The following is a 13,215-nucleotide window of genomic DNA, read 5'->3' on the forward strand; positions in this document are numbered from 1 at the left end:
TTATAAATTTTTTAAAGCCTGCTTAATTATGGTTTCAACATCAGCTTCTGGTTGTGCGGCCATAATTTTATCCACAACACGTTCAGCTTGCTTCTTTACAAAACCAAGCACTTCTAAAGCAGATAACGCTTCATCTTTACTGGTATTGCCTTGAGAAACCGAAACTTCATCAATATCGTAGATTTTTAAAATTTTATCCTTTAAATCTAAAATAACTCGTTGCGCTGTTTTGGCTCCAATACCCTTTATAGACTGAATTAATTCCACATCGTTATTGGCAATTCCTTCTCTAACTTGTTTAGGTGTTAATGACGAAAGCATGGTACGTGCTGTATTTGCTCCCACACCACTTACTGAGATTAACAACCTGAAAATCTCTCTTTCGGCCACAGATGAAAACCCATACAAAGTGTGTGCATCTTCCCTAACTTGCAGGTGCGTGAACAATTTTAAGCTTTCGCTATCTGGAATTTGAGAGTAGGTATGTAAAGAGATATTAATTATGTACCCTACCCCGTTGCAATCAATAACTACATGTGTTGGATTTTTTTCAGTAAGTTTCCCTTGAATATGCGTTATCATTTATTGTAATCCCTTAACGAACCAAATGTAATAAAATTATTTACACTAAATTACTTCTTTTTACTATTTTCCAGGGCTTGCTTTTCTTTCTGTTGTGCATCAATTACAGCAATAGCAGTCATATTTACAATTTCGTCTACACTAGCACCTAGTTGCAAAATATGTACTGGTTTTCGCATCCCCATCATAATAGGTCCTATAGAGTCTGCCTCATGCAACTCCTTTAATAATTTATAGGTGATATTAGCTGAATCTAAATTTGGAAATACCAGAGAGTTAACCTTTTTGCCGACTAATTTGGAAAACGGAAATTTCTCTCTAAGCATCTCATCGTTTAAAGCAAAATCTGTTTGAAGTTCTCCATCAACATCCATATCTGGGAAATGACGATGTAAATAAGTTACCGCTTCGCGAACTTTAGAAGCTCTCTCATTAATTGAAGATCCAAAATTTGAATAACTTACCATGGCCATAACAGGTTCCATGCCAAAAAGTTTTATAACTGATGCCGTCATTTGCGCTATTTTTGCTAAATCTTTTGCACTAGGATCAATATTTATGGAGGTATCACTTAAAAATAAAGGACCACGTTTGGTCATCATTAAATTGGTTGTTGCTATTCTGGTGACACCATGAGCCATTCCAATAAGCTCTAACATAGGTTTTACAACCGTTGGGTAACTTCTTGAATACCCTGAAATCAGAGCATCTGCATCCCCTTCATTCACCATCATAGCAGCAAAATAGTTACGCTCGCGCATCAATCGCTGTGCCGAGTAATAGGTCACTCCTCTTCGTCTACGTTGATCCCAATACACTTTAGCATATCTATTCTTTCTAGGATTTTCTTCTTCTGTTTTGGGATCTATAATTGGTATATCTGCATCAAAATCAATCTCATCCATAAGTTCTTTTATGGTTTCGGTTCTTCCTAACAAAATAGGTTTAGCAATACCTTCTTCATAAGCTATTTGGGCTGCTTTTAATACATCCAACTGATCTGCCTCAGCAAAAACAACACGCTTAGGGTTTAATCTAGCTCTATTAAGTAATAGCCTAACCAGCTTATTATCTGACCCTAAACGCTGTAGTAAATTGTCTTGATACTTTTCCCAATCTTTTATTGACTTTTTGGCAACGCCTGTTTCAATAGCAGCTTTTGCTACTGCCGGTGGGACTTCTGCAATTAAACGCGGATCAAATGGCTTAGGTATTATGTAATCTTTTCCAAATGTTAATCTTGTTTCCCCGTAAGCTACATTAACTTGTTCTGGAACTGGCTCTTTGGCAAGTTTAGCTAGTGCTTTCACTGCGGCCATTTTCATTTCTTCATTAATTGCCGTAGCTCGCACATCTAAAGCTCCTCTGAAGATAAACGGAAATCCCAAAACGTTATTTACTTGGTTAGGATGATCGCTGCGTCCGGTAGCCATAATAATATCCTTTCTGGTTGCCACAGCTAAATCATACTTTATCTCAGGGTCTGGATTTGCCATAGCAAACACTATAGGATCTTTTGCCATAGTCAGTAACATATCTGGACTTACGATGTTTGCCATGGATAGTCCAATAAAAACATCAGCATCGTTCATGGCTTCTTCTAGAGTATCTATTTTTCTATGAGTGGCAAATTCAGCTTTTTCTGAAGTAAGATTCTCTCTATCTTTTCTTATGACACCTTTGCTATCAAGCATCACCATATTCTCCTTTTTAGCACCACATGCTTGATACAAACGGGAACACGATATGGCTGCAGCACCAGCACCACTAATTACAATTTTAGCATCCTCCATTTTTCTATTAGTAAGTTCAATGGCATTTAATAATGCTGCTGCTGAAATGATAGCAGTTCCATGTTGGTCATCATGCATTACAGGAATATCCAATTCCTCTTTAAGGCGTCTCTCAATCTCAAAAGCTTCCGGTGCTTTGATATCCTCAAGATTAATCCCTCCAAAAGTTGGTGCTATATTTTTTACTGTATTTATAAACTCATCAACATTTTCGGTGTTTACTTCAATATCAAATACATCAATATCAGCAAAAATTTTAAAAAGAAGCCCCTTTCCTTCCATAACTGGTTTTGAAGCTTCAGGGCCTATGTTCCCTAAGCCTAAAACTGCTGTGCCGTTAGAAATTACAGCAACCAGATTACCTTTTGAAGTATAACGATAAACTTGATTTTTATCCTTTTCAATTTCTAAACAAGGCTCTGCTACACCCGGAGAATATGCTAATGACAAATCTCTTTGACTTGCATATTTTTTTGTTGGAACAACTTTTATTTTTCCTGGAGTGGGTTTTGCATGGTATATTAGTGCCTCTCTACGTTTACTTTCTTCGCTCATAAGGATAATTAATTTGAATCTCCAAATATAACAATCCTATTGAAGCAATGCTTATTCTTTTAGGAATTTGATGTTTCGTTCTAAACCTAGAAAAGATATAATTTAAAAAGAGTAAAATTTAGTTTCTCCTGCTTCTGAGTAATTTATAATGAAACTGTATGTATCAAGGTTAGCTTTAAGATGCGCGAATTCATTTTTATTAACCCATTTTATATCAACTATTTTGTTTGAAGTTTCATTAAATCTTACAGACCCAGAAAACGCTTTTGATGTATTTCGTAATTTTAGAAGTTTTAGTTGATTAAGAACAATATTCTTTGATAAGCCCTCTTCAATATCTTGCATTGAAAGCGTAGTTCGGTTAATCTCCTTATGTCCACCACTTCCTGCTTTATCAACAGCTTCATAATCATTTTTTCCAGCAAAAATATCGAGATACCAAATTTGTGGTATCCCTGGCATAAACAATTGAATAGCTCTTGCTAAGAGCAATTTTTGCTCATCCTCACCTAAAGCACTAAAAAAGGTAGCGTTTACTTGATAATAGGATATCTTTTTTCCTGAAGCATCGTAGAGGTTTTTCACGCGACCTCCACGCTCTAAAACGGTATTCATGATATCTTCTATATCTTCATCTTCAAGCAAACCTTTGTTAAACACATCATTCACTTGTTTCCCTTTTAAATCTAGAACAGGAATTCCATCATGGCATCCTAACATGTTAACTGTTTTGTATCCTTTTTGAATGATTTCCTTAGCCCAAGTTATTAATGCTTTGCTATCCTTTTTTTCAATGGCATGAATCATCAAACCTGGTAGAAAAAAATCATAGATTTGATATCCTTCGTTAGCCACTTCATCATGTAAATACGAACCATATTCTGCGTGGATTTCAGGTAACAGTTTTAAATTATATCTATCGGCAATGTGTTTAATACGCTCTAAATATTCCCAAGTTCCTGGTTTATTAAAAAAGTTTGACTGACCAATCTCTTTGTGCAAATAGGCAAAGGCATCTAATCGTAATATTTTACAACCAAATTCTTTTAATTGAGCCAATGTTTCTTCATAAAATTCCCAAACCAATTCAGACTTTGCATTAACATCCATTTGCCCTAAAATGCTCAAATCTTCATTTACTTTTTGGTAAAACGTATTCCAATAAGGTTGTTCCGTACCATCAGGGAAAGGTACTTTTAGGATAGGTAAACCCGATTTTCGCATGAATAACTTCTCAAGATATTCTTTTTCAGGAATAATAACCCCATCATCGTTTAAATCGCCATGACCTTCCCAAAAGGTGTTCCAATTGATAAAAAAATCTTTGTATTTAGAGGTTTCTCCTTTTTCTAATAAATCTTTGAATTGTGGAGAAGCTACGGATAAATGATTTAGCACTATATCAAATTTTAATTGAATGTTTAGTGCTTCTAAATCCTCTAAATCAGACTTTGAAACCAAATCCTCGTTGATGTTATAATCAATAATAGAAAACCCTCTATCTAAATCGCTATTAAAAAATGTTGGAAGTACATAGAAAAGTGAAAAAACGTCTTTAAATTCTGGTTTTTTCAATACAGCAACTAAATCGCTTAAATTGTTGCCAATACTATCTGGATATGCATTAAGCATAACACCATTTGTAATATTAGAATCGTTTGACATTTTTTGGTTTATAAAAGTTCAGATAATATGTTTATGTTATCAGGTAATCTGCCTACATTTTGAAGTTTTAGCGCCGCTAATTGAAGTGCCATTTCTAAACATCTTTCAATTGGTTTTTCTTTAATATAAGCAAACAAAAAACCAGACCAAAAGGCATCACCAGCACCTGTTGCGTCTTGCACAACATCAATTTGTATTGCAGGTAATTGAATAATACTTTTCCCTTTTTGAGACAACTTTACGCCTTTGCTTCCCAATGTTAAGCACACTGTGTCAACCCCTTCTGAATGGAAAAAATTAAAAATATCTTCGTGTGGCAGTTTTTGCTCAAAAAGTCTAAGCATATCGTCTTCACTAATCTTTACCAAAGGATTGAATTTACAATATGACTTTATAATTTCAAGCGCTTCTTCTTGACTTCCCCATAACTTTTTAGCATAATTTACATCGATGCTTAGTTTGCATCCCAAATTAAATGCTTCTTCGGCCTTTTTTAAAATGGTAGTTTGTGCAGGGGCTTTACTCAAAGCAAAACACGTTGTATGAAATATGTTTGTTTTTGAAAGTAAGTCTGTTGAAATTTGATTTTCTAGAATATAAGAATCCGCTTTTCTAAAAGGAATAAAATCTGGAGTGCTATCTGTTTTTGAAACAAAAATAACACTTGTGGGTTTGTTACTTATTGTTTTAATGTGATTTGTATTTACACCAACTGCAGCGAGTCTTTCAAAAATATACTCGCCAAAACCATCATCTCCAACAGTGGCTACCATAACAGATTTTAAACCTAATCGTGCTGAATTCATGGCAACATTTGCGGGTGAACCTCCTAAATATCGGTGATAATCTCTTGTATTATTGATTTGAACTCCTGATTGATGTCCAATGAAATCAACTAAGACCTCTCCAATACATAAAATATCTATATTCTTTATATTATTTTTCAAAACAATTTTTCTTATTAAAATTAATGTCCGCCACCTGCCGAAATAATATCGTCATCATCTCCTTCAACAGATTTTGGTTGTTTGAGCCTCAATGCTAGAACACCAGCTATGACAAAAAATACACCTCCAAATAATATAGCATTAACTGCACTATTGCTTAATAGATTTTTTACAATAGGTCCAAATGTTAATGTTTGAATTCCCATTGGAATCACAATCATCATGTTCAAAATCCCCATATACACGCCGCGTCGCTCTTGAGGCACAATTTTAGACACCATAGAATAGGGTATACCCATCATAGCCGCCCATCCTATACCAAATAAAATCATAGGTAAAATAACCAAAAGTGAATCTTGTATGTATGGTATACTAAGCATTGCAATTCCTGTTAAAAACAGGCTCAGCACATATACTTTCTTACCGCCATAATTTAACGCTAATGGTACAAGTGCCAGAGCGAAAACTATGGTTGAAATATTGTAGGTTGTGTTCATTTTAGCAGCTTGACTCAAGGCCTGTGAGCTATCAAACCCCATACTTTCCTTAAACATTGGTGCAATAAATTGCCAATACACAAACAAGGCATACCACTGAAACAAATACACCGCAGATAGTTTCCACATAAATTTTGGCATATCCTTTATGGCATCTAATATTTCTAAAATGGGTGCTTTAATTCTTGCTGAAAGTGATAAAGCATTATGCTTTTTTATATCCTCTAACTCTTCTTCTGTTGGTGGTATTTCTGGTGTTTTTAAAACAGACCAAAGAATGGTTGAAATGGACAAAACAGCCCCAATAAAAAAGGAATAGTACAACCATTTTGGAATGGAGGTTATACTTTCGGCAACCTCCTCTGAACCACCAAACCAATCTTGAAAAATAAAAATGGAAGCATTTGCCAAAACTATACCAGCACCAACAAACAAACTTTGCATTTGATACCCAAAACTTAACTGACTGTTGGGCAGTTTATCCCCTACAAAAGCTCTATATGGCTCCATTGCCATATTGTTTCCTACGTCCAAAATCCAAAGTAAACCGACGGCAAACCACAAAGCTGGACTGAAGGGAAATGCAAACAAACACAAACTACCTAATAATGCCCCAATCAAAAAGAAAGGTTTACGTCTTCCCCAACGTGGCGACCAAGTTTTATCTGAAATGGCTCCAATAATAGGTTGTATAATTAAACCCGTTACTGGACCTGCTAGATTTAATAAAGGCAGTTGGTCGTGCTCTGCACCTAAAAAAGAAAAGATAGGATTTACGGCAGTTTGTTGCAGCCCAAAACTATACTGAATGCCAAGGAAACCAACATTCATATTGAATATTTGCCAAAAGGATAATTTTGGTTTTGCTATTTTCATCTTATTCAGTTTTTTCTATTAGTTTTATTAGAAAGCCATCAAAATCCGAAACATTATTCATTATCAACTTTCCGTTTAAATCTACAATTGGAAGTGATATGGCATCAAGCAATATTCCTGCCTTTTGCAACTTTACAATCATTTCGTTTTGCTTCTCAAGGTTTACATCAACATCGTAATATGTAAACGCTATATTTTTTTCTTTTAAAAATGATTTGGCATCAATACAATAATGGCATGTATCACTACCGTAAACAATTAATTTATTAGTTTTTAAACTCTTAATTGCAACCGAATCTACTGGTTTAGTTTGACTGTATGCACCTTGACCAATTAAAGCAAATACAAATGATAATACAAAAAATTTCATATTTATATACTTTTTGTTAAAGATGAAAAGAGTTGGAACTTAAAATTAAACCCCAACTCTTTTATTAACAAACTCAACTCAAACTAAACTTAATCTTAAAATTTGTACTGTAACGATAATGTTGAAGAACGACCACTGATTGATCTTGCTCTTACTAAACGATTTGAACCAAAAGTTCCATCTCCATTTCCTTCTACTTCTGTTATACCAACAGTATCAAAAAGGTTGTTTACACTTAATACTAATGAAAGTCCTTTTGTTAAACCAACTCTTCCAATTAAATTAAAGTAAGCATAAGCTGGCATTACTAAATCATTATCATCTTGAGCATAAGATTTTGATGTTCCTAAAACACTTAAAGCAATTCCATGCTGACTGTTTTCACCAAAGTTGTATGATGGTGATAGATTATATACTAAATCGGCCTGTCTTCTTGGGGTATTCCCTTTATTGTCGCCTCCATCAATTTCTGCTTTTGTCCAAGTAAAAGAACCATTAAAGTTAATATTCTCTCCAAAGGCAAGTGCTGTTTCAGCCTCCAAACCTAAAGCCTTAAACGGGTTTCCTACTGATCTGTTTAATTCATTACTTAACCCTTCATCTGTATTACTCATAAACCCAGTAAGGTTAAGCACACCATTATTTAATCTTTTCTTGAAACCAACTTCTAATTGAGACACCTCATCATACTGTACATCTGCTTTACCATCAGTACCATAGTTATTTCTATCTGCAGCTCTTCCAGAAGCACCAGAACTATATCTTGCAAATACTGCTGAACCTTCGTTTAATTTATAATTCAAACCAGCAGAATACGATACAAAGTTATAATCGTCATTTACTATTTGTCCTGCATTTCCAGCAATAACTGGCACCACTTGCTCTATACCTTCAATTGTTCCATTACCATCATAATCATAAGCATCTTGACTTGATGGACCGTTTACAATTGTACCATTTACATTAACATTTTCAAAACGAATACTTCCATCAAAATTTAACTTTTCAGTAATTGCTGCATCTACACCAACATAAGGTGAATTTACATTGTGTACCGTGTTATATCTACGTTGACAGCAGTTACCCCATACTGGTGTACCATAAGAATACTGCCCGTTTCTAGAAAAACCATCAAAATCTGCTAATCTTGCTTCTCCTCCGCCTTTAACTTCAGAAATAAATGAACTCCATTGCCATCCTATTTTTGTATTTTGTGTTGCGGTAAATAAACCAGCAGTTAGACCAACATTATCACTTAGCTTTTTAGAAATTTTTACATCACTAAAAAAGTTACTTAAATCATCAACAGTAACATCAAACATGTGTATAATTTGCGCTAACCCGTTAGAAGGATTAAAAGCTTCTCTATCACCATCAGCATACACCAAAGCACCTGTAGCGTTTGAAGCATCTCTTGCTGTTGTTTCTATTTCAGAAATTGTTCCTACGGCAGCTGTAAATGGAGACACCCATTCGCCACTATTATTAGAATAACGTGCTTTACCAGCTATTTTCCAGTCGTCTCCTAAATCAAAAGAAAACTCTGCGCCTAACGATTGAGATACTGGGTTATTACCGTTTCTCACATCGTTTACATGTCTTCCACCGCCATCAAAAGGGTTTGTACCAGCACTCTGCTGTAAATATGCTGAGTGTTGTGAGTCGCTAGTAATATCAAAACCTGGCAAGTTAGAAAACGTTGGGTCATCATTACTGCCTTCCAATAACATTGGCATTGGTAGATACATTACAGATCTATCGTTTAATAGTTTTGTGTATACACGCACATAACCCGCATCAAATCTTTTGGTAAGGTTTGCTTTAAACTGCCCACCTTTATTACCTTGATATCCAATTTCTCTTGGGCCTTCACCTGTTCTAATAAAACCACCAAAGTGATAAGACAATCCATTTTCTAATGGCGCTCCATATTCAAAATCTAACCTGCTTGTTTGGTAATCTAAACCAAACGTAGTTCCTAAAGAACCGCCCTCTTTAGCACCAGTCTTACTAATCATGTTAATGATACCCGCTGGACCATTAGATGTTTGCGTAGATGCTGAACCTCCTCTAATGGCTTCAACTCGTCCTATATTAGAATCTATTCTTAAAAAGTTGTCGGCATTACCAAAAGATGTATCTCCAAATAAGTTCAGCGGCAACCCGTCTTCCTGAATTTGAAAGTACCTTGAACCACCAGAAGAAATTGGTACACCACGAACATTAAAATTGGCATTACCTTCACCTCCAGATGATTCTGCACGTATACCTGGTATGTTTCTAAACAGCTCTCCCGCACTTCTTGGAGCTGCTTGTTCTATAAGCTCTACATCCATTGTAGAAACAGAGACACTGGATTCAATTTTAGATTTTGGATTCACAACACCCGTTACAACTATTTGATCTAGAGATTGCGCATCTTCTTTCATAATGATGTCCACTGTCACATCATTCCCTTGAACTACAATGCTTTGCGAAAACTTTGCGTAGCCTAAAAACGTGGCAGATAATCTATAATCTCCATTTTCTACATTATCAATACTATAGTTTCCATCAAAATCTGTAACAGCACCTTTAGTTGTGCCCTCTAAAATAACATTAACACCTGGTAAGGGTATACCTGCTTCGTCTTTAACGTTTCCTGATATTGATTGTGCCATTAATGCACTTGTTGATAACAACATCAATACTAATAAAAACGTACTTTTTTTAATTGCATTCATTTTTGTCTTTTTTAGTTATTCAATAAATTATTGAGTTAATTTTTGCCAAATCTATATTTATATGAAACACAATTTATGTAATTCTTAATCGAAAACGTTTTCGAAAGTAACGAAAACGTTTTCGATTTGAGTTTTTTTATATATTTTAGTTTTTTCAAAACTACCTTTTTAATGAAAATTGCTACACTAAAAGATATTGCAGAACAACTAAATATTTCTGTAACAACTGTTTCAAAAGCATTAAAGGATTACCCAGATGTTAGCAAAAAAACAAAACTGCAAGTAAAAGAACTTGCTAAAACCCTTAATTATAAACCTAATGCTTTTGCAGTTAACCTAAGAAAAAGAGAATCTAAAACCATTGGTTTAATTATACCTGTAATTGTTCACCATTTCTTTTCAAACGTTATTAAAGGTATTATTTCGCAAGCTGAAAAAAAAGGGTATTTAGTTATTACTCTTCAATCTGATGAGTCATATGAATTAGAAAAAAAACAAGTTGAATTATTGTTAAGCCAACGGGTTGACGGTATTATCATCTCATTAGCCAATGGAACAGCAAAATACGATCACTTAAATGAAATCATTGCTCAAGGAAAACCTTTAGTGATGTTTGATAAAATTGCCAAAATAGTTAAATGCTCAAAAATTATTATTGATGATAGAAAAGCTGCTTATACCGCCACCCAGCATTTAATAGATATTGGTTGTAAGCGCATTGCTCATTTTAGAGGCGCACTGTTGCCACAAAACTCTATTGATAGATTTTTAGGTTACAAAAAAGCATTGCTAGACAATAACATACCTTACGACCCATCCTTGGTATATATTTGTGAATGTGGCGACATGAGTTTTGAAGAGGGTAAAAAAAATGCAGAACAATTATTGACAGACCACGATGACGTAGATGGTATTTTTATAAATACCGATTTGGTAGCCATAGGCGCTATGACTGCTTTTCAAGAAATGGGTGTGAAAATTCCTGACGACATCAGTATAGTTGGGTTTAGTAATTGGTTTATGTCTTCAGTAATATCTCCTAGCCTGACAACTATTAACCAACCTGGGGTTGAAATGGGAAAAATGGCATTTAAACAACTTTTAAAGGAAATAAAAGCACTTAAAAAAGGAAAAACATTTGAACCTAAAACCGTTGTATTAAAAACCGATTTAATTGTTAGAGCATCTACTAAAAATACTATTTCTTAATCTTTCAAAAAATTGATATTTCTTTTTAAACCATTGAATTTAGTTCGCTTTACTGCCGAATTTTTAAAAACTTTACGAAATGTTTCTTCTGTAATTTCTTCCCAATCTTGTTTTGACATTGATAATAATTCTGGATGTGGATTGAACAAAGGCTCATTGTGTGGTTTTGAAAACCGATTCCATGGGCAAACATCTTGACATACATCACACCCAAAAATCCAATCATCAAACTTGCCTTTAAATTCTGATGGAATATTTTCTTTTAATTCTATTGTGAAGTAGGAAATACATTTGCTCCCATCTACTACATAAGGTTCTGTAATAGCTTCTGTGGGGCAAGCATCAATACAAGCGGTACAGGTACCACAATGGCCGGTTACAGGTGTATCGTATTCTAATTCTAAATCTATAATTAATTCGGCTATAAAATAAAAGGAGCCTACTTGTTGAGTTAATAAATTGCTGTGTTTTCCAATCCAACCCAAACCTGATTTTGCCGCCCATGCTTTATCTAAAACTGGGGCAGAATCTACAAAAGCGCGTCCGTGAACTTCTCCAATTTCATCTTGAATAAAGTGCAGCAGTGCTGTTAATTTGTCTTTTATTACAAAATGATAATCTGTACCATAGGCATACTTAGAAAGCTTATAGCTGTTGGCTGTTTGCTCTTGGCTTGGAAAATAATTCAAAAGCAACGACACTACACTTTTTGAATCCTCTACCAGTTTAGTGGGGTCTAAACGCTTATCAAAGTGGTTTTCCATATACTGCATTTCCCCATGCATGTTTTGGTTTAACCATTTTTCTAAACGCGGCGCTTCTTCTTCTAAAAATTCTGCTTTACTAATGCCACAAGACAAAAAACCGAGGCGTTTTGCTTCGGTCTTGATGAGTTTTGTATATTTAGATTTTGCTCCCATCATTAAGATGCTGAAATAAATTCAGTATGACACTATGTATCAAAACAACCCTCCTTGAATATTTCCTTTTATTCTTCCTAAATGCTTATAAGCTAACTCCGTTACTTCACGTCCGCGAGGGGTACGCATAATGAATCCTTGTTGAATTAAAAAAGGTTCATAAACCTCTTCAATTGTTTCAGAGCTTTCACTGACTGCTGTTGCAATAGTGGTTATTCCTACAGGGCCACCTTTGAATTTATCAATAATGGTAGACAGAATTTTGTTATCCATTTCATCTAAACCATGGGCATCAACATTTAGTGCTTCCAATGCAAATTTTGCTATTTTAATATCGATACTACCGTTTCCTTTTATCTGTGCAAAATCTCGAACACGACGTAACAAGGCATTAGCAATACGCGGTGTTCCTCTACTTCTACCCGCAATTTCAATGGCTGATTCCATGGAAATAGGAACATCTAAAATAGCAGCACTACGTTGTATTATTGTAGTGAGCAAATCCGTTTTATAATATTCTAACCTACTTTGAATTCCAAAACGAGCACGCATTGGAGACGTTAATAGTCCTGAACGGGTAGTAGCTCCAACTAAGGTAAACGGATTTAAATTAATCTGAACAGTACGAGCATTAGGCCCAGATTCAATCATGATATCAATTTTATAATCCTCCATGGCTGAATACAAATACTCCTCTACAATGGGGCTTAATCGATGAATTTCATCAATAAACAGCACATCTCTGTCTTCAAGGTTAGTAAGCAATCCAGCCAAATCTCCAGGTTTATCCAATACTGGTCCAGAAGTTACTTTTATACCTACATCTAACTCATTGGCCAAAATATGCGCCAAAGTCGTTTTACCTAACCCCGGTGGACCATGAAATAATGTGTGATCTAGGGCTTCGCTACGTAGGTTAGCTGCCTGCACAAAAACCTGAAGATTTTCTAAAACCTGATCCTGACCCGTAAAATCATCAAAAGCTAATGGTCTTAGCTTTTTTTCTACATCTAGTTCTTCTGAAGAATAATTTTCGTTGGATGGGTTTAAGTTTTCGTTCATTTTTATAGTGTGACTT

The 13,215-nt window shown here is 34.9% G+C and carries 10 protein-coding genes; 1 reads left to right on the forward strand and 9 read right to left on the reverse strand.

Annotated features, from left to right (window positions below; all coding sequences use genetic code 11):
• From ruvA to E1J38_RS03170, 7 genes are all read right to left on the reverse strand, one after another.
• Positions 1–582, reverse strand: a complete 582-nt coding sequence (gene ruvA, locus E1J38_RS03140) for a Holliday junction branch migration protein RuvA (RefSeq protein WP_133355890.1) — start codon at positions 580–582, stop codon at positions 1–3.
• A gap of 50 nt (positions 583–632) precedes the next feature.
• Positions 633–2,930 carry an NADP-dependent malic enzyme gene (locus E1J38_RS03145; protein ID WP_133355889.1) on the reverse strand — a complete coding sequence of 766 codons (2,298 nt, stop codon included), beginning with the start codon at positions 2,928–2,930 and terminating at the stop codon, positions 633–635.
• A 102-nt stretch (positions 2,931–3,032) separates the two neighbouring features.
• Entirely contained in the window at positions 3,033–4,595 is a 1,563-nt protein-coding gene (gene gtfA / locus E1J38_RS03150; RefSeq protein ID WP_133355888.1) for a sucrose phosphorylase, read from the reverse strand.
• An 8-nt stretch (positions 4,596–4,603) separates the two neighbouring features.
• The gene (locus E1J38_RS03155; RefSeq protein WP_255449775.1) at positions 4,604–5,542 is read right to left on the reverse strand and encodes a carbohydrate kinase family protein; all 939 of its coding nucleotides are present in this window, start codon (positions 5,540–5,542) and stop codon (positions 4,604–4,606) included.
• 20 nt (positions 5,543–5,562) lie between these two features.
• The gene (locus tag E1J38_RS03160) at positions 5,563–6,915 is read right to left on the reverse strand and encodes an MFS transporter (protein ID WP_133355887.1); all 1,353 of its coding nucleotides are present in this window, start codon (positions 6,913–6,915) and stop codon (positions 5,563–5,565) included.
• A gap of 1 nt (position 6,916) precedes the next feature.
• On the reverse strand, positions 6,917–7,285 hold the full coding sequence (locus tag E1J38_RS03165) for a glutaredoxin family protein (RefSeq protein ID WP_133355886.1): 369 nt from the start codon (positions 7,283–7,285) through the stop codon (positions 6,917–6,919).
• A 95-nt stretch (positions 7,286–7,380) separates the two neighbouring features.
• A complete protein-coding gene (locus E1J38_RS03170) occupies positions 7,381–10,008 on the reverse strand; it encodes a TonB-dependent receptor (RefSeq protein WP_133355885.1) in 2,628 nt (875 codons plus the stop codon).
• A gap of 171 nt (positions 10,009–10,179) precedes the next feature.
• Between E1J38_RS03170 and E1J38_RS03175 the strand changes: the two genes are divergently transcribed.
• The gene (locus E1J38_RS03175; RefSeq protein ID WP_133355884.1) at positions 10,180–11,217 is read left to right on the forward strand and encodes a LacI family DNA-binding transcriptional regulator; all 1,038 of its coding nucleotides are present in this window, start codon (positions 10,180–10,182) and stop codon (positions 11,215–11,217) included.
• Here E1J38_RS03175 and queG read toward each other — a convergent pair.
• Both queG and ruvB read right to left on the reverse strand, forming a co-directional pair.
• A complete protein-coding gene (gene queG / locus E1J38_RS03180) occupies positions 11,214–12,137 on the reverse strand; it encodes a tRNA epoxyqueuosine(34) reductase QueG (RefSeq protein ID WP_186525816.1) in 924 nt (307 codons plus the stop codon). The genes E1J38_RS03175 and queG overlap by 4 nt on opposite strands.
• A 39-nt stretch (positions 12,138–12,176) precedes the next feature.
• Positions 12,177–13,199, reverse strand: coding sequence for a Holliday junction branch migration DNA helicase RuvB (gene ruvB, locus E1J38_RS03185; RefSeq protein ID WP_133355882.1), 1,023 nt, complete (start codon positions 13,197–13,199; stop codon positions 12,177–12,179).
• Positions 13,200–13,215: the final 16 nt, after the last annotated feature.

The sequence above is a fragment of the Seonamhaeicola sediminis genome, from assembly GCF_004358095.2.
GTDB lineage: Bacteria > Bacteroidota > Bacteroidia > Flavobacteriales > Flavobacteriaceae > Seonamhaeicola > Seonamhaeicola sediminis.